At 60.4% G+C, this 21,296-nt stretch carries 18 protein-coding genes; 5 read left to right on the plus strand and 13 right to left on the minus strand.

Features of this window, described 5'->3' with window-relative positions:
* Positions 1-1,026: extracellular solute-binding protein (locus WBQ77_RS10200; protein WP_424060110.1), on the plus strand; the 1,026-nt coding region annotated here is incomplete at its 5' end.
* Positions 1,027-1,554: 528 nt separating this feature from the next.
* Here the strand turns inward: WBQ77_RS10200 and WBQ77_RS10205 are convergent.
* The 3 genes from WBQ77_RS10205 to WBQ77_RS10215 form a co-directional block, all read right to left on the minus strand.
* A complete protein-coding gene (locus WBQ77_RS10205; RefSeq protein ID WP_424060112.1) occupies positions 1,555-2,787 on the minus strand; it encodes a calcium:proton antiporter in 1,233 nt (410 codons plus the stop codon).
* 425 nt (positions 2,788-3,212) lie between these two features.
* The gene (locus WBQ77_RS10210) at positions 3,213-6,374 is read right to left on the minus strand and encodes an efflux RND transporter permease subunit (RefSeq protein WP_424042042.1); all 3,162 of its coding nucleotides are present in this window, start codon (positions 6,372-6,374) and stop codon (positions 3,213-3,215) included.
* Positions 6,371-7,690 carry an efflux RND transporter periplasmic adaptor subunit gene (locus WBQ77_RS10215; protein WP_424042044.1) on the minus strand — a complete coding sequence of 440 codons (1,320 nt, stop codon included), beginning with the start codon at positions 7,688-7,690 and terminating at the stop codon, positions 6,371-6,373. Before WBQ77_RS10215 ends, WBQ77_RS10210 begins: the two co-directional genes overlap by 4 nt.
* 252 nt (positions 7,691-7,942) lie before the next feature.
* On the opposite strand from WBQ77_RS10215, the gene WBQ77_RS10220 reads away from it, so the two are divergent.
* Genes WBQ77_RS10220 through WBQ77_RS10230 form a run of 3 tightly spaced genes read left to right on the plus strand, consistent with a single transcriptional unit; the run spans position 7,943 to position 10,988 of the window.
* Positions 7,943-9,265, plus strand: a complete 1,323-nt coding sequence (locus WBQ77_RS10220) for a PQQ-dependent sugar dehydrogenase (RefSeq protein WP_424042045.1) — start codon at positions 7,943-7,945, stop codon at positions 9,263-9,265.
* 55 nt (positions 9,266-9,320) lie between these two features.
* Entirely contained in the window at positions 9,321-9,950 is a 630-nt protein-coding gene (locus WBQ77_RS10225; RefSeq protein ID WP_424042047.1) for an SGNH/GDSL hydrolase family protein, read from the plus strand.
* 45 nt (positions 9,951-9,995) lie between these two features.
* Positions 9,996-10,988 carry an SMP-30/gluconolactonase/LRE family protein gene (locus tag WBQ77_RS10230; protein WP_424042049.1) on the plus strand — a complete coding sequence of 331 codons (993 nt, stop codon included), beginning with the start codon at positions 9,996-9,998 and terminating at the stop codon, positions 10,986-10,988.
* Between the two features lie 57 nt (positions 10,989-11,045).
* Here the strand turns inward: WBQ77_RS10230 and WBQ77_RS10235 are convergent, their stop codons facing one another.
* From WBQ77_RS10235 to WBQ77_RS10275, 9 genes are all read right to left on the minus strand, one after another.
* A complete protein-coding gene (locus tag WBQ77_RS10235) occupies positions 11,046-12,071 on the minus strand; it encodes an adenylate/guanylate cyclase domain-containing protein (protein WP_424042050.1) in 1,026 nt (341 codons plus the stop codon).
* The gene (locus WBQ77_RS10240; protein WP_424042052.1) at positions 12,071-12,430 is read right to left on the minus strand and encodes an Hpt domain-containing protein; all 360 of its coding nucleotides are present in this window, start codon (positions 12,428-12,430) and stop codon (positions 12,071-12,073) included. Before WBQ77_RS10240 ends, WBQ77_RS10235 begins: the two co-directional genes overlap by 1 nt.
* Before the next feature lie 23 nt (positions 12,431-12,453).
* On the minus strand, positions 12,454-14,505 hold the full coding sequence (locus WBQ77_RS10245; protein ID WP_424042054.1) for a response regulator: 2,052 nt from the start codon (positions 14,503-14,505) through the stop codon (positions 12,454-12,456).
* On the minus strand, positions 14,463-15,059 hold the full coding sequence (locus WBQ77_RS10250) for a SpoIIE family protein phosphatase (RefSeq protein WP_424042055.1): 597 nt from the start codon (positions 15,057-15,059) through the stop codon (positions 14,463-14,465). Before WBQ77_RS10250 ends, WBQ77_RS10245 begins: the two co-directional genes overlap by 43 nt.
* Positions 15,043-15,531 (minus strand): ATP-binding protein, encoded by a 489-nt coding sequence (locus WBQ77_RS10255; RefSeq protein WP_424060113.1) that lies wholly within the window; start codon positions 15,529-15,531, stop codon positions 15,043-15,045. The genes WBQ77_RS10250 and WBQ77_RS10255 overlap by 17 nt, the downstream gene beginning before the upstream one ends.
* Positions 15,434-15,886, minus strand: a complete 453-nt coding sequence (locus WBQ77_RS10260) for an STAS domain-containing protein (RefSeq protein WP_424060115.1) — start codon at positions 15,884-15,886, stop codon at positions 15,434-15,436. The genes WBQ77_RS10255 and WBQ77_RS10260 overlap by 98 nt, the downstream gene beginning before the upstream one ends.
* 24 nt (positions 15,887-15,910) lie before the next feature.
* Positions 15,911-16,828: a protoglobin domain-containing protein gene (locus WBQ77_RS10265; RefSeq protein WP_424060117.1), complete on the minus strand. Its 918-nt coding sequence runs from the start codon at positions 16,826-16,828 to the stop codon at positions 15,911-15,913.
* Between the two features lie 407 nt (positions 16,829-17,235).
* Positions 17,236-17,643: a hypothetical protein gene (locus WBQ77_RS10270; RefSeq protein ID WP_424045578.1), complete on the minus strand. Its 408-nt coding sequence runs from the start codon at positions 17,641-17,643 to the stop codon at positions 17,236-17,238.
* A gap of 114 nt (positions 17,644-17,757) precedes the next feature.
* Positions 17,758-20,043, minus strand: a complete 2,286-nt coding sequence (locus WBQ77_RS10275) for an efflux RND transporter permease subunit (protein ID WP_424045577.1) — start codon at positions 20,041-20,043, stop codon at positions 17,758-17,760.
* Between the two features lie 466 nt (positions 20,044-20,509).
* On the opposite strand from WBQ77_RS10275, the gene WBQ77_RS10280 reads away from it, so the two are divergent.
* On the plus strand, positions 20,510-20,932 hold the full coding sequence (locus WBQ77_RS10280) for a tyrosine-type recombinase/integrase (protein WP_424060118.1): 423 nt from the start codon (positions 20,510-20,512) through the stop codon (positions 20,930-20,932).
* Positions 20,933-21,051: 119 nt separating this feature from the next.
* On the opposite strand, the gene WBQ77_RS10285 is transcribed toward WBQ77_RS10280, so the two are convergent.
* Positions 21,052-21,296 (minus strand): tyrosine-type recombinase/integrase (locus WBQ77_RS10285; protein WP_424060120.1); only part of this gene is annotated, 245 nt, incomplete at its 5' end.

Consider the following 21,296-nt stretch of genomic DNA (forward strand, 5'->3'; position numbering starts at 1 on the left):
CTGGAACCCTTTGCGAAGAAGACCGGCACCGTTCTGGCGACCGAAGTCCATGGCGGTGAGTTCTCGAAGCTGAAGACATTGATCGCGAACACCAACACCCCCGTGGACGTTGTTGACGTTTCTGCCGGCGCACTTAAGACGCTGTGCGCCGCGGGCCTGTTGGCGCCGATCGATGCGGACGCGCTGAAAGCAAACGGGAACGCCGCGGACGACTTCCTGCCTGGCGCCGTCTCGAAATGTGGCGTTGCCACCATGGCCTGGTCCACAGCGATCGCGTTCAACCGAAAGGCCTTCGGCGGCGGCGCGCCGGAGACCATCGGCGCTCTTTTGGATACGGCCCGCTATCCCGGCAAACGCGCGCTCCCCAACAGCGCACAACGCACCCTCGAACTCGCACTGCTGGCCGATGGCGTGCCCCCGGGGAACGTCTACAACGTGCTTGCAACGCCGGAAGGTGCGGACCGGGCCTTCGCGGCAATCGACAGGATCAAGGCCAGCATCCTTCTGTGGGACAAGCCGGCCCAGCCGATGAGCTGGGTTACCGGCGGACGTGCGGTGATGGCAGCAGGCTATAGCGCACGGCTGTTCCGTGCGGCGATCCGCGACCGCAATATCGACATCCTTTGGGATGGGCAGATCTACGATCTCGATGCCTGGGCCATTCCTAAGACATCGCGAAACAAAGACGAGGCGATGCGCTTCATCCGCTTCGCCACCGCGACGGAACAATTGGCCGCTCAGGCGCGGCTCACCTCTTACGGACCGATGCGGAAATCCGCCTTGGCTCGGGTTGGCAAGCATCCTGTTGTCGGCGTAGACATGCAGAGATTTTTGCCAACGGCGCCTAGCAATTTTCGAACGGCCTTACCGTTCGACCAAGCTTGGTGGGACCGGAGCGGCGATGTGCTGAGCAGACGCTTCGCAGCGTGGGTCGCAAGCCTTCGCGCGCCGACAGCCGCAAATACTGGCCAACGCAAGACAAACGGCGCGGGCGCCGCAGAGACGCCCGGGACGGCCGCGCCATAAGCCCGCCAGGGCGCGAACCGTGGCGACGCACCCACAGCACTCAAGAAAGTACGGTCATCATCGTGCCGTTCAATTGCGCTACCCGTTGGCTGTGTGTCATCCTAATCAAGAGAGTGAGCCTTCTGGCCCTGGGCCCATCCTGACACTCTCTACACAGAACGCACCATCCTAAGCCCTGTCCGTCGGGGCAGGCAGCGTTTCAAATCACTGCCAGAGCGGAGCCGGCAGTGCACTTTGACTCGCATCTTGAAGGCAGGTTGGGTTGATTCTTGGCCGCGCCTGTTCTCTAGCGCGCGGACATCGCCTGGCGAATTCATGCGTCTGGCCAAAGCACCGATACAGGTTCAGAGCGAAATAGCCGCTCGGGTCACTCAGGAGATAATCACCCGGAAAGACACCCGACAGTGTCGCCTTGAGTGCCTTGGACCTGTCGCTCACGAAGCCGCCGCCGCGCCCTGCATCGTATTCTTGGTTGCCGAGCACACACCCCTCGGAGCGCCCGCGCAACGCAAACGCCAAAACCAAACGCTAAGGCTTGAAGATCAGGAGCAGATAGGTACCGAACAGTACCAGATGCACGAATCCTAAGAGAATATTGGTGGGGGCGCCGGAGAAGGTGATGTGGCAGACGAACAGCGTGACAGAGAGCAGAACGATGTCGACGGAGTTGAGCCCCAGATTTAGAGGCGTTCCCGTGAAGAGGCTGATGGCCAGCATGACGGGAACGGTCAGACCAATCGTCGAAAGCGCACTGCCGAGGCTGAGATTGACGGCACGCTGCAGCTGATCGCGCATCGCCGATTGGAGCGCCGCGGTCCATTCGGGAGAGAGGATCAGCATCGCGATCACCACACCACCAAGGGCATTTGGCAGGCCTAATTCTTCAATGCCATGGTCCAGTAGCGTCGCCAGCGGCTTCGAGAGAAGAACCACCGGCAGCAGCGTCGCGAGCAGCAGGACCGCGTGAACGGACCCTGAATACGCGGGGCCATGATGGTGTAGGTCCGGAATGGCCGCTTCCGAGTCGGCCTGCCCCTCGGTTTCGGCGCGGCGCCGCTCCTCGGTCTTGCTTTGCACCTGGGACCCGCCAGCAAGCTTGGGCTGCAAGAAAAAGGTCCGGTGCCGCGTCGTTTGGATCGTGAGAAACGCTCCATATAGAAGCGCCGTCAATGTGCCAAAGACGATCGCCTGCTGCGTTTGAAGCGTTGGTCCAGATGTTGACTCGGTGAAGGTCGGGAGGACCAAGGCGATAAAGGCGAGCGGCGTAATCACCGCAAGATAGGCTAGCGCGCCTTGCAGATTGTATTGCTGTTGGACATAGCGCAGGCCGCCCACGGCAAGGACCGTCCCGACCATGCCGTTCAGAACGATCATGAGAATGGCGAACATGGTCTCGCGCGGCAGTGTGGGGTTGGGCGTGTTCCCCAGCATTACGGTCGCGAGAATCGTAACTTCGATACTGATGACGGAGATGGTCAGAATGAGCGTGCCATAGGGCTCGCCCAGAATTTCCGCCAGCGCATCCGCGTGGCGCACGACCCCAAAGGCGCACCAGATCATGACGCCGAACAGCCACGAGAACATAAGACCGAGCCACGTCAGGCTGCTGAAATCCGCCAGCCATTCCTTACCGACGGTGAAGAAGAGCACCGTGGTGATGACACCGGAAATCAGGCCAAGCTCGCCGCGTAGCACATCAAGGATGCTCCGGCGCGCAGGAGCGGCACTATCTTGATCTTTCGTGTCTGCCGCCTTGGGCATCGTCCCTCTTCTCAGTGTCCTAAATCCTGCACTGACGGCCTTCGGCCGCCTGATGCCCTGGGCTTGTCGTTAGAGCCGCGTCAAAAGTCTCTGCAAGCTCCCGTCCGGCCCGAAGCCGACTAGCACCGACTCGCGCGCGCCCGCAAGAACGAGATAGGCCCTGACACACGCCAACGCGACATTCTTCAACCCCGCCGTGGGATATCTTATCACGCCGGCATCCGTCAGCGCTTGGAGCGCCTTGCGCACGGGCGCGGCTGCATCGCTCTTCAGTGCCGGTTCGACCTTGCGTTCGTAGGCTTCGCGCTGCCCGCGTTGGACATGCAGACAGCCTTTGATGGTCTGGCGATTCCGCGTTGATCAGCGGCGTGGCAGGGTCCTAGCACTCGAGGGACTGTGATCCAAGACCAAGGACACGATGCGCCCTATTCGGCCGTCTCGGAGCGCTCATCCGCCGGCGTCTTCCCGGCCGGCGCGAACTTTCGCACCAGGACATAGAAGATCGGGGTGAAGATTAGGCCGAAAGCCGTGACGCCCAACATGCCGGAGAACACGGCCGTGCCAAGAGACTGGCGCATCTCGGACCCGGCGCCCGTGGCAATCACGAGCGGCACCACACCGAGAATGAACGCCAGAGCCGTCATGAGGATCGGACGCAGCCGCACCCGCGCCGCCTCGACCACCGCCTTGAACCGATCCTGACCGTGCTCCTCGTTTTGCCGCGCGAATTCCACGATGAGAATCGCGTTCTTCGCGGCCAAGGCAATCAAGACGACAAATCCGATTTGACCCAAAATGTTCACGTCCATACCGCGCAGCATGAGTCCGGTGACGGCGGCGAGCAAACACATGGGCACGATCAGGATTACAGCGAGCGGCAAACCCCAACTCTCGTACTGCGCGGCCAGCAGCAGAAACACGAATACGACCGCCGCTGCGAAGACAAAGATCGCCGTGTCGCCCGCCCGCTTCTCTTGATAGGCGAGCTCTGTCCACTGGAAAGAATAGCCATCGGGCAGAACCTGCTCCGCCAGCCTCTCCATAGCCTCTAGACCATAGCCGCTCGAATAGCCGGGCCTCGTCGCGCCTTGAATCGCCGCGGCAGAGAAAAGATTGAAGTGCTCGACCCGATAAGGACCGGTTATGTCGCGGAACGCGGCAACCGAACCGAGCGGCACCATCTCGCCCTGTGCATTGCGCGCTTTGAGCTGCGAGATGGCATGCAGATCCTGACGGTACTTTCCGTCTGCCTGCGCTGTGACTCGGTAGGTCCGGCCGAGGAAGTTGAAGTCGTTCACATATTGAGAGCCTAGATAGACTTCCAGCGTCTGGAAGATATCGTCCGCGCTCACGCCGAGCATTTCGGCGCGCACCCGGTCGATATCCGCATAGACGCTAGGCGTGCTCGTGTTGAAGGTCGTGAAAACGCGCGAGAGGCCGGGGTCTTGATTGGCCGCGCCCATAAGGGATTGCGCGATCTCGGCAAGCTGATAAAGGGGCGCACCCTTCGTGTCCTGCACCTCCATCTTGAACCCGCCGGTAGTACCAATACCGCGAACCGGCGGCGGCGAGATGCTCAGCACGAACGCATCCTCGACCGCGCCAAAGCCCTGGTTCAGCGCACCCGATATGACGGCGGCACTCAGCCCTTTCTTAGCGCGTTCCCCGAAGGGCTCAAGTGGCGTAAAAACGACGGCCGAATTGGGCGCCGTCGTGAAAGTCGCGCCATCCAGACCGACAATCGGGACGGCATGGGCCACGCCCGGCGTTTCGAGCGCGATCTTCGTTACCTGAAGGGCGACTTGGTCGGTCCGCGACAACGCCGCACCCGGCGGCAACTGGATGATGTTGATCAGATAGCCGAGATCTTGATCGGGGATGAAGCCCGTGGGTGCCGCCCGGAACTGGTAGATGGTGAGCCCGATGAGCCCCGCGTAAACTGTCAGCATAACCCCGGAGATACGCAAAAGGCGGGCCGTAAGCGCACCATACTTCTCGGCCACCCAATCGAACCCGGTATTGAACAAGCCAAATGCGCGGTCGAGCCCGCGTCCGACCAGGGTCTTCTTCTCCTGTTTGTCATGCTCCGTGAAGAGCATCGCGCAAAGCGCCGGGCTCAAGGTCAGCGAGACGATGAGCGAGATTAGCGTGGCGGTGGCGATAGTGACAGCGAACTGACGGAAGAACTGTCCCAGAATGCCGCTCAGGAACACGGTCGGGATGAACACCGCGCAGACGACAAGTGTCATGGCGATCAGGGCGGTGCCGACCTCTTCCATCGTCCGATAGGCCGCCTCCCGTGGGCTGTGGCCTTCGCGGATATTGCGCTCGACATTCTCCACCACGACGATAGCGTCATCGACCACGATGCCGATAGCGAGCACTAGACCGAACAGGGAGAGATTATTGAGTGAGTAGCCGAGCGCAGCAAGGACGGCAAACGTGCCGACCAGCGAGATCGGGATAGCGACGATCGGAATGAGCGAGGCACGCCAGCTCTGCAGAAAAACGATAATGACCACCACCACCAGGATCACGGCCTCGAACATCGTAATCAGCACGGCCTCGATCGAGTCGGAGATGAAGACCGTCGGATTGTAAACGATGTCGTAGCGTAGCCCGCTAGGGAACGACTTTGCCAGTTCCTCCATCGCCGCTTCCACCTCGGCAGCCGTCGCAAGCGCATTCGACCCTGGACGCTGGAAGATGCCCATAGGTATCGCCACACGTCCGTCTAGATAGCCATTGCGGTTGTAGTCGGCGGCGCCGAGTTCGACGCGCGCCACATCGCGCACCCGGACAACGCGCCCCTCGTCCTCAGCTTTGACGATAATGTTGCCGAAGTCTTCGGGCGAGGTCAGACGCCCTTGCGTCTCGACATTGAGCTGAAAAGCACCTGGCTGGGGCACCGGCGGTTGATTGATCACACCCGCTGCGACCTGCACGTTCTGCCCGCGCAGTGCATTGAGCACGTCGCCCGCGGTGAGATTGCGCGCGGCCAGCTTGTCTGGATCGAGCCAAATGCGCATAGAGTAATCGCGCGCGCCGAATATCGTGACATTCCCGACGCCATCGATGCGGGACAGCACATCTTTCACATGCAGGGTTGCGTAGTTGGAAACATAGAGCAGATCGCGGCTGTCGTCGGGCGAGCTTAGGTGGATTACCATCATAAGGTCTGGAGACCGCTTCGCGACTTGCACGCCGAGGGAGCGCACTTCTTCGGGAAGTCTGGGCGTCGCGATCGCGACACGGTTCTGGACGAGCACCTGCGCCGTGTCGAGATCCGTGCCCAGCTTGAAGGTCACGGTCAGCGACATCGAACCGTCGCCGGTCGACTGAGACGTCATGTAGATCATGTCGTCAACGCCGTTGACTTCCTGCTCGATCGGCGTAGCGACCGTATTGGCGACAATCTCGGCGGACGCACCCGGATACTGAGCCGTCACCTGAATCGAAGGCGGCGCGATATCAGGATACTGCGCGACAGGCAGGCTGAAATAGGCCACGCCGCCGATCAGCGTTATCATGATCGAGATGACCGCCGCGAAGATGGGGCGGTCGATGAAGAAGTGCGAGAGCTTCATCGCTGAGTTGCAGTCTGTCGTGCCTGAGGTTTGACCTCGCCCGGTTGCGGCGTGACTTTCTGACCGGGCCGCGCCCGCAACAACCCGTTGATGATGACCTTATCATCAGGAGTGATTCCTGTACGCACGATGCGCAAGCCTCCGTCCGTCACCGCGCCGAGCTCAACAGGTTTCGGCGCAACCGTTCCGTCCTCTTTCACCGTGAACAGCAGCTTTGTCGACTGGTCCGTGACCACGGAAGCGTCTGGCACAAGCATTGTGGGTTTTTCCTGGGACATCGGCACGCGAACGCGGCCGAACTGTCCGGGCGAAATGAACAGCTCCGGGTTGGGGAAGGTTGCCCGGACACGGATCGTGCCGGTGGTCCGATTAAACTGATTGTCGACGAAGTCGATATTGCCCTTGAGCGGCCAGTCCGTTTCGTCAATGAGCTGACCTTGCACCGAAACACTCCCGGTCCGCGCCGACTCGAGCTCGCCCTTCTGGATGAGTCTCTTATAAGTCATGGCGTCCCCTTCGCTGACATTGAACCTTAGCCAGATGGGATCGAGCGAGACGATCGTGGTTAGCAGCGTGGTCTCGCCAGGCCCGCCAACCACGAGGTTACCGATGCTGACTTCGTGGCGACCCACACGGCCGGAGACCGGCGCCAGCACGCGCGTGTAATCCAGGTTCAGCTGCGCCCGATCCACATCGGCGCGGGCTTTGTCTCGGGCCGCGTTAGCGTTCTTTACCTCGGCAGCGCGTTCATCGAAGGACTGGACGGACGCAAAGTCCTTCTTACGAAGCTCGGCGGTGCGCTCCAGCTGCACCTTGGCGAGTTCGAGCTCGGCTTCGGCTTGGGCCAATTGGGCTTTAGCCGAGTCCAGAGCGATCTCGAACGGACGGGGCTCGATGATGAATAGAAGGTCGCCCTTCTCCACCAGCTGGCCGTCGTCGAAATTTACCGATTCCAGATAGCCGCTCACGCGCGCCCGAATTTCAACTGAGTCCTGCGCCTCGAATTGACCCGTGAAGTCGCTCCATTCCCGCAGCGTTTCGACGAGCGGTACGGCAACCGTGACCGCGGGCGCCGGGGGCGGCCCACCCTGCACGGCAGCCAGCTGCGTCCCTTGGGGTGCGACCATATAATGATAGGCGAACGCAGCCAGGGAGAGCACCACTAGGCCGGTGAATAGAATTCTTGCGACGCGCATGGAGGAACCCCGCGCCGGCGCCGTTCCCGTCTCATGTTTTGGGGCCAAGTCCGAGGAAGCCGCCGCGGCGTCCTTGCGCTCTGCGGCCTCGTGCTTGGCGCTTTCGTTTCTCTGCGGCATTCTGTGTGTCTCAGGAGGCTGGCTTCCGATGCCCGCGCGTGAGTGGTGACTCGCGAACTCGGCTTCGGGCGTACCTCATTATCTCACGCGTCCTTGCGAACACATAGGCGGAAAGGCCGCAATGTCACGGCGGAGCCATGAAAAATACATACGCTAAAGGAACTTAGGCTCTATTTCACACCAATTTGACCGCCGGGAGACGGCATTAGCCCAGAATTGGCCAAATTCGATGAGCGTCAGGATTGAAGATCAATGCACAACCGTTTGATCGCAGGATCGTTTGCCGCCCTGATTTGCTTTGCGCTGGCGGGCTGCGGCGAGGAAGCCACGCTGTCCGTGGAAGCGGGCACCGGGCCCGAGCCCGAACTACCGCCACCCGTGCGGACGATGTTTCCGACCGTCGTGATCGCGGAAGCAACGGGCTGGCCCCACGGAAAGGCCCCGAAGGCCGTGGACGGATTGGCTGTAAATGCCTTCGCCTCAAACCTGAACCATCCGCGGATGATCTACGTGCTCCCCAACGACGACGTCCTTGTCGCTGAGACAGCGGCGCCGCCTCAGCCCGGATTGACGGACGGTATTTTAGGCCGGGTTATGAAGCTCGGTATGTGGTGGGCGGGAGCCGGGGTTGCCAGCCCAAACAGACTCACTCTTCTGCGCGACGCGGACGGCGACGGCGTGGCCGAGACCCGTTCGGAATTTCTCTCAGGCCTCAACTCGCCTTTTGGCATGGCGCTGGTGGGGAACAGCTTATATGTAGCCAATACGGACGGCATCGTCCGGTTTCCCTATACCAGTGGGGCCACGCAGATCACCGAAAAGGGCCAGCCGGTCGCGGAACTCCCGGCCGGCCCGATCAATATCCACTGGGTCAAGAACATCGTCGCCAGCCCCGATGGCGCGACGCTCTATGCCTCGGTCGGCTCCATCAGTAATATCGGCGAGCGCGGCATGGATATCGAGGAAGGCCGGGCCGCTATTCACGCGATCGACCTTCCGAGCGGGACCTCGCGCCTGTTCGCATCGGGCCTGCGCAATCCTGTCGGGCTCGCGTTTCATCCGGACAGTGGGAAACTCTGGACCACGGTCAACGAACGGGACGAACTTGGCAGCGATCTCGTTCCCGACTATTTGACCTCGGTCAAGGAGAACGGCTTCTACGGCTGGCCTTACAGCTATTACGGGGATCACGTGGACGCGCGAGTCAAACCTCCGCGTCCTGACCTCGTGAAGACGGCCATCGTGCCCGACTACGCCCTCGGGCCCCATACGGCCTCGCTCGGGCTTGCCTTTTACAGCGGCGCATTGTTCCCCGAACGTTACCGGGGCGGCGCCTTTGTCGGGCAGCACGGCTCCTGGAATCGCAGCCCACCAAGCGGCTACAAGGTCGTGTTCGTGCCGTTCCAAAACGGGACCCCGTCCGGAACGCCGGAAGACATTCTCACCGGTTTTCTCAGCAAGGACGACAAGGCCTATGGACGGCCCGTGGGAGTGGCTGAAGACGGGACGGGGGCGCTCCTCGTGGCAGACGACGTGGGTAATACCATTTGGCGTGTGGTCCCGGCCGCACAGTGACGATCAACCGACCGAAGCCGCTTCGCGCGGCACCAACGGACCGAGGAGAGACTGCGTGACGAAATCCATCCTATGCTTCGGCGACTCGATCACCTGGGGCTACAACCCCAAAGATGGAACACGGTTTCCGCCCGAGGATCGCTGGCCCCGCGCGCTCGAGGCCGCGTTGCAAGGACGCGCCCACGTCATCGAGGAAGCCCTGAGCGGCAGAACGATCGCGACAGACGACCCCTCGCGTCCTTATCGCGATGGCATGGCGATGCTGCCGCCGATTCTGGAAAGCCATGCGCCCCTCGACGTGGTCGCGGTCATGCTGGGGACGAATGACAGTGCCCCCTTCTATGGGCTGGACGCAGGCCGGATCGCTATGGACTGCATGGCGATGGTCCGCGCGGTCTCCGCGAGCCAGGTTGGGCCCGGCAGCTCCGCGCCGAAAATGGTCTTGATCGCGCCGCCGCCTCTCGGGTCGCTGAGCTCCGAAATGGCGCTGATGTATTCAGGCGGCCAAGGCACGTCCCGGGGGCTGGCCGCCACCTACCGGACCGTCGCCGATCGCTTCGGTACCGCCTTTTTCGACGCGAGCGAAGTCGTGAAGGTCAGCGCCGTCGACGGTGTGCACCTGGACCCCGAGGGTCAACGCGCGCTTGGTCTTGGGCTAAGCAAGATTGTGGAACCGCTGTTATAGAGGAATGCGCTAGTCTTACTCGCAAGGCTCGAACGGAGGTCTGACATGTCCGACGAAGACGGCAAGGAAGACAGCAACAATTTTGCCATCGTGAGAGATGAATTCCGGAAAGTTCTCGGCAATAAGTTCCAGCGCGCCGTTTTGATCGAGACCAACGCCCATGAAGGGCCGGTCTATGTCGCCGCCGAACATGCGCTCTATTTCACGACTGTGCCGGAGCCCGGGCCCAGAAAAATCGCGATCATGCGCCTGGCTTTGAAGGGCGACAAATTCCCATTCGAGGCCGGACAGCTCAAAATTGTGCGCCAGCCATCGAACATGGCGAACGGCATGTGCCTGGACCAAAAGGGACGGCTCTTGATCTGCGAACAAGGCACGCTAGATCAGCGGGCGCGGATCAGCCGTATGATCCTCAAGACCCATGCGTTGGAGACCGTGGTCGATCAGTGGCGCGGCCTTCCGCTCAACTCACCGAACGATGTCGTGGTGAAGTCGGACGGAACCGTCTGGTTCACCGATCCTAATTACGGCGAACTCCAAGGTTTCAAACCGTCGGCCAAGCTCGGCGCTTTTGTATACCGCCATGACCCGGCTACGGTCGAGACAGCTGTGGTGGCGGACTCGTTTAACAAGCCGAACGGGCTTGCGTTCTCGCCTGACGAGAGCGTGCTCTACATCACCGACACCGGCGCCAATCAGGCGCCCGGCACCTATTTCGTGGATCTTCCACACCACATCCGCGCGTTCGACGTGCACAAGGGCCGACACTTGCGTGGCGGCCGGCTCTTCGCCACGGTCTCGCCCGGCTGCCCTGACGGCATCAAACTGGATACGAAGGGGAGGATCTACACGTCGTCGGCGACGGGCGTGCAGGTCTTCTCGCCCGACGGCGACCTTCTGGGCGAAATTCATGCGCCGAGCGTGTTCAACTTCACCTTCGGCGGCCCCGAGAACAACGTGCTGTTCATTTTGGGCAACACGCAAATTTGGCAGGCCAAACTAAAGGCGAATGGCGTTCGGCCCGCCGGCGCAACGTGATTGCCGCGGCGCACTATACGCGCATATTGTGGACTTCAACGCCGCCCGTCGGGGGCTTCAATTCTTACTTTGGCGCAGGCAATAGACGGCGACCGGTCCCTTGCCTTTGATCTCGAGGTTGCCCAACGGCTCGCCGTCGAAGTCGGCGCTGACCTGGTTCCAGACTTCCTCGGCGGCGGCAACGCTGCCCGGCTCGACCATGCCCATCATGCGGGCGGCTGTGTTCACAGTGTCGCCCCAAATGTCGAATTGATAGCGTTCCTGCCCCACAACACCGGCCACCACCGGGCCTGCGTGAACCCCCACGCGGACCTCCCAGTCCAGTTGAGCGTCGGTCAATGTCGTTGCCATCTCGAGGCCGCAGCGCACCGCCGCGCCTATCGGGTCCTCGACCTCTCGCAACAAGTTCGCTGCGGCCATGAAGCCGTCGCCGATCGTCTTGATCTTCTCAAGCCCATGCTGCTCGGCGATGCGTTCGAAAATCACGAAGAGCGCGTCCAAGCGCGAGATGACGTCTTCGGGTTCGTGCTTGTCGCAATAGGCGGTGAAATTGGTGACATCGCAGAACAGCACGGCGACATTCTCATAGCGCCGCGGAATCACTGTGCCGAAACTGCGAATCTCATCGGCCGCCTTTTCCGGCAGTAACGCGTGAAGAAGCTGGTCGGCCTCCGCTTGTGCTTCCTGTGCTTCCCGCAACGCTTCCTGCAGGGCAAGCTGAGTCTTCACACGCGCGAGGACGACCGGGGCAGAGAACGGCTTGTGGATGTAGTCGACCGCGCCGACTTCGAAACCAAGTTCTTCGTCGCCCGATTCCGTCTTCGCGGTCAGAAAGATCACGGGAATATCCGCGGTCACCGGGTCGGCTTTCAACCGGCGGCAGACCTCATAGCCGTCCATGCCCGGCATCATGACATCGAGGAGAATGAGGTCCGGCTTGTCGCCCCCCCCTGAGATCGCAAGAGCCTTCTCGCCATTGGTCGCGACTTTGGTGCGGCAATAGTCTTTCAACACGCCCGATACCACCGTGATGTTGGTCGGCGTGTCGTCGACAATGAGAACCAGTTTCTTGCTGTTAACCATTATTCGGCGACTGCATCTTGAATGGCCGACACGACTGTGCGCAGCGCACCCGACAGCGCTTCGACGGCCTCGTAGATGCCCTGCCCCTGCTTGATCGCTGTCTCGGTCTCCCCCGCGCGGTCCGCAAGTGCGTTGATACCAAGCGTCGCGGCAGAGCCTTTGAGCGAATGCGCCGCGCGCTCCGCCGTCGCGTTATCGCCAGCCGCGAGCATTGTCCGAATTTCCTCGACCGTGCCAGCTTGCTTGTCGGCGAATTTCAGCAAAATTCTCGCGTAGCGCTCCTCCTTGCCCCCCACGATCTTGAGGCCGGCGGATGTATCGATCCCGGCACCTTCGAGTACTGCGTTCAGTAGTTGCATCGTCGTCCCTCAAACTCCGTTCGTTATCGCACGACCCAGCGGGTTAACGCACCAAACAACTGATCCGGATCGATCGGCTTCGGGATATGGTCGTTCATTCCCGCCTCAAGACACCTGTCTCGGTCCGCCGCCATGGCGTTGGCCGTCATAGCAACGATAGGCAATTGTGCGAAGCGCGGATCCGAGCGAATCGTGCGGGTTGCTTCGATACCGTCCATAACCGGCATCTGCATGTCCATGAGCACGATGTCATACTGCTTCTCGCCCACCATCCTCACCGCGATCTCGCCATTGTCGGCGACGTCGACCTCGGCTTCGGCGTCTTCGAGTTGGCCGAGCGCAACCTCTTGGTTGATCTCGTTGTCCTCAACCAGGAGAACGCGGATCCCCCGCAAATGCTCTAAGTCCACAGCTTGATCGCCGTGCTGCGGGACTATGTCTCCACGGTCCTCACCTGCCTTGAGGACGGAGAGTGTCGTGTCGAGCAGCGTCGACGAGGTCACGGGCTTGACGAGAACGGTGTCCATGCCGGAACTCTCGGCGCTCGCCAGAACATCCTCGCGACCATGAGCCGTCACCATCACAAGACGGGGGGCGCGCACATTCTCTAGCGCCAGGATTTGCTTCGATGTCTGGATTCCGTCGAGGTCGGGCATAAGCCAATCGATGAACACGATGTCGTAGGACTCTCCGCGCGCCGCCGCCTGATTCACCATCTCGATGGCTTCGCGACCTGACGGAACGTCATCCACCTGCATCGACATCGCGTTCAAGAGACCGGAAAGTACCGTTCGCGCGGAGGCGTTGTCGTCAACAACGAGGGCGCGGGTCCCCTCGAGATCCTTGCGCAAGACCCGCTTCTGCGCCTCGGCCTTTTTCAATCGGGACGTAAACCAGAACGTACTTCCTTTGCCATACTCGCTCTTGGCGCCGATCTGTCCACCCATCGCCTCGGCGAGCCGTTTGGAAATCGCAAGGCCCAAACCCGTACCGCCGTATTTGCGCGTCGTCGACGCATCAGCCTGCTCGAACGCCTGGAACAGACGGGCCATTTGTGGCTCGGTCAAGCCGATGCCGGTATCGGTGCAGGAGAACTCGACGAGTTGATCGTCCGCGTTGTCCTCCAGAACCCGCGCGCGGATTAGAACCTCGCCCTCTTCGGTGAATTTGACGGCATTGTTGCAGAAATTGATCAGAACCTGTCCCAGCCGCAGCGGATCCCCTTCAAGGCCAGTTGAAATCTGCGGATCGATGTCGAAGATCAGCTCGAGCCCCTGCGCGGCGGCCTTCTCGGAGATCAGGTTGCCGACATTTTCGAGCACGCCCTCCAACGCAAACGGAATGTTCTCGATGGAGAGCTTGCCCGCTTCGATTTTCGAAAAGTCCAAAATGTCGTTGATAATGCCCAGCAGATGCTGTCCGGAACTCTTTATCTTCACGAGGTGATCGCGTTGCCGCGGCGGCATCTCCGATTTCAGGGCGATCTGGGACAGGCCGATAATGGCATTCATCGGTGTGCGGATTTCGTGGCTCATATTGGCCAGAAAGTCGGACTTTAGCCGGGTCGCCTCTTCGGCAAGTTCCTTCGCGGCCTGGGCCTCCTCGTTGCTGACATGTAGCGCTTCGATTAATTCTTCGACGCTCTGTTCGAGGAGAATCTCCCGGCATTTTCCAAGCTGTGCTTCGCGGCTGCCCGCCTGTTGCCCCATGCGGCAATATCCGCGCCAGCCGTGACGCTCGCCGTGCACGAAAGGCTCGACCCGTTCAAAGCCCAAACCGAGCATGCGGCCGTCAGCCTGGACATCGCCAAGTAGTTCTACGCAGAGCTCTTGTTCTAGACCCGACCCATCGATCTCCACATTGACATCGATGGTGCCCTTCTTGGCCAAAGCCTTTGCGTGATCGGAGGCGGCGGAGGCAAGACGGATGCAGCGAACATCGCCGATGCCGACGGTCTCCGCGATGGCGAACAGCTTGCGGCGCAGCGCTAGAACGGCGCGATCGCCCTTGACCGACAATGAACCGATCTTCGCTATTTGCATCGGATCACCGCACAGGACGCGTCGTCGAGACATTTGCCGAACCGCCGAACGACATTGAGCGCGATCGTGGGCGCGGGGTCCAGGCCGAGACTAGGATAGTCGCGGGGCCCGAAGCGGCTCGTCACGCCATCGGAAAAAAGGAGCACCACGTCCGCCGGCTTAAGGCTTAGCGCTTGCGGCCGCGTCGTGCGAACACGCTGACCAAGAACGCCGTCGCTGAATTCCAGCGTCTTGGTCTTGTCGCTGAAAATCCGGCAGCGGGCATTGCCCACCCCCGCGACCCACCCCTCGAGCGTGCCGAAATCGAGCCAGGCGACGGCGGCGACGGCGCCGCGCGTTCCCTTCGCTGTATCATGGAGCGTGGCGATCGCGCACTCGGGGTCCGGCACCGTAGAGGCGGCGGCCCAGGCCGAGAGCCCATCGCGCAAACGCACGCCGACCTCGTGTGCCTCCGAGCCGTGGCCCAATACATCGATGACCGCCGCGAAGACACCGCCATTCTCTTGCTGAGTCAGAACAACATCGCCCGACAGCGTTTCGCCGTCGTGGGGCCGGACATACTCGCCAAGCTCAATGTTTTTTGTCACGCCGCTGAATCCACATTGTTGATGTCACAACCGACCCCGAGCCCTGTTCGGAGTCGATTGTGAGCGCGTCCATGATCCGGGCGACGCCCGGCAGCCCGAGACCGAGCGTTCCGGACGTCGAGTAATGGTCGGTCAACGCCTGCTCCTTGTCCGCAAAACCTGGACCGTAGTCGATGGCCTTGATTTCGAGCCCGGGCGCCGTCTGGGGACTACCCTCGATCCATGTCACCAAGAGATAGCCCTTCGCGTCACCATATTTGAGAATATTGCGACCCAGCTCCGATGCGACGGTGGCGAGCATGGCAACGCCGGTCGCCCCAAACGTTTCCGCGAGTCGCTCATGCCGTTGGACATGCAGCACGGCGATGTGAAGGTCAGCCTCCGTCTGAATATCGAACCTCGCCAGGACCGTCCGATTGGGACTCAGTTTCTGCGTCGTCTTCTGGGTCGGCTTCAGGTGCTCGCTCATCATGCTCTCTACTCAACGCTTCTAGCGCGTATTCCAGGTCGAGTGCCGCCCGCAGGTTCCCGAGGTCCACGCCACTCGACACGACGTAGGCGACGATCCCCGGTCTCAATCCGGCGACGATCGTCCGCATGCCTAGCCAATCGGTGGCACGAACAGCCTTCTGCAGCGCTGCAAACTCGTCAATGTCCATCATCTCACAGGCTGAGACTTCGAAAATGACACTGTCGACACGCTGGGCGTCCTGCGCCTCGGAGAGGGAGTCGACCAAGGTCGACAAAGCACCTGCATCGACGGTCCCTTCAACGGTCGCAACGAGGGTCTGACGCAGACGAGTGATAACCAGGCGGCATTCTCCCATGGCGTCCTCCTGCCGGACCGGCGTCTAGCGCAATGCGCCTTCGCCCTGTCCGCGTCCGCCGCGCACCGTGGGCTCGAGCGTCGCCAGCGCGAGTTGAAGGGCATCCCGCAGCGTCGCCGTGGTCCGGACTTCGCCCACATTGGCACCGAGCTCCACGAGCGTGCGCGCCACATTGGGTGAAATTCCAGAAATGATGCAGTCACAGCCCATCAGGCGCGTCGCCTGTGTGATCCGGATGAAGTTGTTTGCGACGGCCGTGTCCACCGTCACGACGCCGCTGATATCCATAACGAACATGCGGGCCCGCGTCTCCGCAATGCGCGATAGGCTCTTGTCCATGATGTCCTGCGTGCGCTGAGAGTCGACGACGCCAACCAGGGGCAGCAGGAGAATCCCGTCCCAAATCGAAGTGACCGGCGTGGACATTTCGAGCATGGCCTTGCCGCTCTCGATCACGCGCCGCCTGGCAAACTGGGCGACCTGGTCGCTCGTCACGAACGCGTCGAGCATGATGAGCTTGTTGAACGCATTAAAAACTCGGTCCAAGTCGCTCGCGGGCAAACCGCAGGACAGGATCGCCTCGGAGAAGAGCTCGTTGAAACGGGCCATCGCGGCGAAATAGATTAAGTTCGACAGGTCCCGCTGGGCGTGGATCTGGCCGATATGAACCCGGTAGTCGACATAGTCCTGGTCGATCTCATCGCTGAAGAAGTTCTCCCAGTAGACCGTTTGGAGCCGCTTGACGCGCTCGACGGTCTCTTGACTACTGAAAAAGATCGGGAACTCGGGTTGCTTCTCGAGCCATACGTACCAGCTATCGATGACAGCGTTCACCTTCCCTGCCGCTTTCATGGCGTCGCCGCCCGTTTTCAAAGCTGCGAGGTCGTCTTGATTGATGTCGAAACGCTCAAGCAGTGACGTGACTTCCAAACTTTGCGACATCGCGACATTTCCCTCGTTGTCGTTTTGCTGAAAAAGTGATGCGAACAGGGCGTCTTGCTAATGTTTATGTCCGTTCACGGTCAAAAAACTTGGCATTTTGCGACCAAAGCTGGGCAAACGAGCCTAGGCGCAAGCAACGTGAAAGCCTTGATCCACCGCGGTCGCGACTTCGTTCGCCCTTCTAGTGTGGCGTGAGAAGCGTTAAATGGTACCAGTTTTGGCTGGGGAGAACACCGCGTGATGGTGCAGTCGTCAACGCGCCTGCCAAAGTGCGTGAGATCGGGGGCTATGTGATCACGGTGCCGCGGATCGCAGATATGCCGGTGCGCATGAAGGCCGTAAGGTCATAGTGGCGCGGCTCAATAGCAAAATTTGAGAGAAATGGCGCCTGGTGGCGCTTTCGGCGCCTAGCGCCGCGTGAGCGTCACCTCACCCTCGCCCCTCGGGCTCTTGAAGGTTACTGTTTGTATTTCGCCTTCAATAACGACCCGAACACGCCCGCTTACATCGTATTGGGCAATATTAAACTCGCCCGTGTAGACACCCGGCCGGACTTCCAGAAGCTCCCCGGTCTGTTTCATCTTCTTAGACGTCGATGCACACTGGGCAATAACACCGAAAACCTTAGAGGTTTCCTGCTTGTAACTAACGCGGCAGCGGATTTTTTCTGTCGGGCCTTCGTTTTGCGTGACCGTGCCCTCTCCGCTCCACTCGCCCGCCAAGGCGGTTGCCGAAAAGGCGTTGCTCGGCGCAAGCGTCACCATCGGCGCAAGCAATGCAATCCGAAGCAGAGCGCGTCCGGGGAACCACCTCAATCCTTGACCTAACTCCATCGCACACCCGCACCCCAACCGGTTAACCATCGCCTGCATTAATAACCTCCACTGAATGCCCGCAAAGCCACGACGAGGCGACGCCCCGCCCCGCCATCACTGCCGCGACCCACTCTTCTTTAGCGGACCACCTTCCAAGATTGCAATCGTTGCGGGGAGTATCAGCAGGTTCGCTAACAGGGCTGTGGCAAGCAGTATGATAGCTACCTCGCCAAAAAGGCGCAGATTGGGCAACTGACTGAGAAGCGTCGCGGCGAATCCGGAGATGAGAACGATAGTTCCCACCGCCAGAACCGGACCAATCGTCGTGATTGTCTCTTCGAGGGCCGGATTAACGTCCCGGCCATGGGATCGCATCAAACCATAGTAGTTCAGGATATGGATCGTGTTGTCGACGGCGATGCCGAATCCGATCGTGAAGGCGACGACGCTGGTGAACTGGAGTCCCAGCCCCGAAATATAGAGGAACCCGCCCACTACAAAGATTGGGAGAAGATTGGGCAATATGCAATAGAGCCCCGCGCGAACCGACCGGAAGACCAGCCCGACAAGCATGATGTTGAGCACAATCGCCAGGAGAAGACTGCGGTTCAGTTGAGCAATCATCTCGTAGCTGGCCTTCGCGGACAGAACCGCAAGGCTCGTGGCGGTAAAGACCACCCCCGGATTAGCGGCCCGCAACTGATCGAGCTCGCTCTCCAGCCGCTTCACAACAGGGAGAAGGTCAGCGGCATCGGTCCCTGGAAAATACCCCGTCACGAGCGTCGAGTTGTCGTCGATGGATACGATCCGCTCGACGAGCGGAGTCTTAGCTTCTTGCAAAAGGTCGAAAAACTTGTCCTGCGTGAGTTGGCCGGCAACAGCCCAACTTTGAATGCTGTAGAGCGAGGTCACACTGCGCACCAGGGGCAAGCCCTCGACGATCGTGTGGACCTTTTTCACCAGGTCGGCACTCTCGGGCGTATCGATCTCCATGCCCGGCGGCCACTGAATGTGAACGAGCACCGTCTCTGTGCCGGCGAGCCGGTCATCAATCGCATTCATGGCTAGGTGGGCCGGACTGCGCTCCGGCAGATACTCCCGGTACTGATAGCGCGGGCTAATCATGGAATAAAGCAACCCGGCGACGAGCCCGAGAGTGAGGCCGCAGGCGAGGACGATGCGAGGCCGGACCAACGTGAAGTGCCCTAGACGATGGCAAAAGCGGCTCGCGGTGCCGAACGCAAAATCGACTTTTCGCCCTAGAGTCTTTTTCGACTGAATACGGCTGAGGAGCAGATAGGCCAGAGACGGCACGACGGTGATGGTGACGAGGAATGCGATCGCGGTGCCGATCGCCGCAGTCAAGCCGAAGCCCGCTACGATCTTGAGCGGGACAAGGGTCAGCGAAAACAGCGCGATCGCGGTCGTCAGGGACGCGAGCACACAAGCGGGGCCGATCTCGCGAACAGACCGAGAAATGGCTTCGTGGGCGTCGGCGCCCTGGCCGAGCTCGCGTCTTACCTTGAACAACAGGTGAAGCGAGCTTGCGACGACGAGAACGAGAACGAGCGCGGGTACGACGCCGCTCATGACGTCCACTTCCGTTCCTCGCAGCCCCGTAATGCCACCCAGCCAAATCACCGCGATGACGGCTGGAAACGCCGCAATGCAGACATAGGTGGCACTATGAAAGAATAGCCAAGAGATGAGCAGGATGATCAGGAAGCCGGCGGTAATGAACATCATCTGGTCCGCCATGAGCGACGAAACGATCTCGAGGCGCAGGAAGGAAAGACCCGAGTATTGGACCGTCATGTCGGTCCCTTCGAGCATGCTCTTCGTGACGCTCCGCAAATCACCAGCGACAACCCGCAGGTCCTCGATATCGGGATACGGCTCCATCGCGATGACGAAGAGCGTTGTCGTCGCATCGGGCGACAACAGCTTTTCCGCCACAAGCGGGTGATGCTGGATCGCCTCTTTGACGTCCGGCAATTCCTTCTGCGTGAGCTTGACGGGGAGGAGCGGCTCGGCGCCCCCTGCCTCGTCCGGCGGGTGGCGCGCGGAGAACATCGACACAACGTCGCGGACCCCCACGGCAAAGCTCAATTCCAGATGGAGATCGCGCAACCGTTCGAGATTCTCGACCGTGAAGAGGTCATCGGAACGGACTAGCAGCAGGACATCTTGTCCACTGTCGGGGTATTGCTCCTCAACCAATTGGAACCTGGCATAGTCGGCGGTTCCGGACCGGAAGATTTCGCGGATGTCGCTCGAGAAACCGACCTTCGTCGCGGCATAGGCGAGCGGCAGAGTGATCAAGGCAACCAGCAGAAGGGTGGCGCGCGGGAAGCGCAGTGCGACCAGCCCGATCCTCTCAAGACCAAATCCACCCGACATCAGGCGCAGAGTCTCCCCGGCCTCGAAATAGGCTGCATCGCCGACATCTTGATTTCCCCCTAAATTTGACCGCCGAGGACAGCGGCCGACGCAGATCCAAGAATCGCGCGCCCAGTCAAGGCATTAGAGCACGAGCGAGGGGGCGCTGCCCAGTGGCCCATTGGGTACAGAGGGCGCCAAATCCACGCCGCAAGCGTAAGTTTTTCTAGGCTTGAACCGCAAGTTCTGCGTGGAACGTCTGCTGCGGGCACAATGTTGACAGTCGAACGAAACGCGGATCTTCTCGATTAATGATCAGCCAACAGGCCTCATCCTTCGTATTACTTATTGTCCTAATTGTAGTCCACCGCTCCCGATCACTCTGGTTCTTTGCCGGATGCCGTGATTGAGCTGAGACACCGACGCGGCACTCTCTGGTGAAACGGCGTGAGGTCCGCTAAGTGCCAATAGCGGACGTGCGCTGGCCATGGATACCGGGCAACGGCAGGACGATCTGCTGGCACTCCTAGTCGCTGAGTTGCGGGCGCTGATTGATCGCTTGCCGCGAACGGCCATGACCATTCTGACCGACCAGAACGGCCAGCCCTGGACCGAAAGCGGCTATCGAACGATGTTCGATAGAGCCAAGCGCAAAGCAGGGATTGCGGGAAAGACGTTCCACGATGCGCGCGGCACGTTTGTCACCCGAACCGTTGTGCACGGCCTCACGCCGCAAGAGGTTGCGACGATCACCGGACACTCGATCAAGGACGTGGAACGCATCCTTGATACCTACACCGCACGTAGTCCCGAGCTGACCCGATCAGCGATGCAGAAGTACGAGTCGGGAACAAAAAGTGGAAAACGGACTGGAAAATACGTCCGCCTGTTCCGGCCGCAAAGCCGCTAAGTCATTGAAAAGAGTGGTGCCCAGGGGCGGATTTGAACCACCGACACGCGGATTTTCAGTCCGCCTTTTTACATTGTTTTTATTAACTTAATTAGATATATGTCGCGTTTATGTCGCGTCTAGGCCATTAGCGCGTTTTCAGCATCTGCTATCGCCTCAAGATCATCTCCACGCGGGAAAAGGTGCCCATAGCGATCCATCGTCATTGTGATCGAGGAATGGCCCATACGCTCCTGAACCACCTTTGGCGGCAGCCCCTGTCCTCCCTGGTCTTTGGGATTGATGCACCAGGAGGCATAGAAATGCCTTAGCGTGTGCATCCCCGAATACTTAGCTTTGCTATCGTTTGTGGTCAGACCTGCCG

The organism is Methyloceanibacter sp., from assembly GCF_049590335.1.
Lineage (GTDB): Bacteria > Pseudomonadota > Alphaproteobacteria > Rhizobiales > Methyloligellaceae > Methyloceanibacter.

Excerpts from the sequence above, each read along its gene's own strand:
- WBQ77_RS10205 (WP_424060112.1), bottom strand. The coding sequence starts at position 2,787 with ATGCCCAAGGCGGCAGACACGAAAGATCAAGATAGTGCCGCTCCTGCG.
- WBQ77_RS10210 (WP_424042042.1), bottom strand. The coding sequence starts at position 6,374 with ATGAAGCTCTCGCACTTCTTCATCGACCGCCCCATCTTCGCGGCGGTC.
- WBQ77_RS10215 (WP_424042044.1), bottom strand. The coding sequence starts at position 7,690 with ATGCCGCAGAGAAACGAAAGCGCCAAGCACGAGGCCGCAGAGCGCAAG.
- WBQ77_RS10220 (WP_424042045.1), top strand. The coding sequence starts at position 7,943 with ATGCACAACCGTTTGATCGCAGGATCGTTTGCCGCCCTGATTTGCTTT.
- WBQ77_RS10230 (WP_424042049.1), top strand. The coding sequence starts at position 9,996 with ATGTCCGACGAAGACGGCAAGGAAGACAGCAACAATTTTGCCATCGTG.
- WBQ77_RS10235 (WP_424042050.1), bottom strand. The coding sequence starts at position 12,071 with ATGGTTAACAGCAAGAAACTGGTTCTCATTGTCGACGACACGCCGACC.
- WBQ77_RS10240 (WP_424042052.1), bottom strand. The coding sequence starts at position 12,430 with ATGCAACTACTGAACGCAGTACTCGAAGGTGCCGGGATCGATACATCC.
- WBQ77_RS10245 (WP_424042054.1), bottom strand. The coding sequence starts at position 14,505 with ATGTCTCGACGACGCGTCCTGTGCGGTGATCCGATGCAAATAGCGAAG.
- WBQ77_RS10255 (WP_424060113.1), bottom strand. The coding sequence starts at position 15,531 with ATGATGAGCGAGCACCTGAAGCCGACCCAGAAGACGACGCAGAAACTG.
- WBQ77_RS10260 (WP_424060115.1), bottom strand. The coding sequence starts at position 15,886 with ATGGGAGAATGCCGCCTGGTTATCACTCGTCTGCGTCAGACCCTCGTT.
- WBQ77_RS10265 (WP_424060117.1), bottom strand. The coding sequence starts at position 16,828 with ATGTCGCAAAGTTTGGAAGTCACGTCACTGCTTGAGCGTTTCGACATC.
- WBQ77_RS10275 (WP_424045577.1), bottom strand. The coding sequence starts at position 20,043 with ATGTCGGGTGGATTTGGTCTTGAGAGGATCGGGCTGGTCGCACTGCGC.
- WBQ77_RS10280 (WP_424060118.1), top strand. The coding sequence starts at position 20,510 with ATGGATACCGGGCAACGGCAGGACGATCTGCTGGCACTCCTAGTCGCT.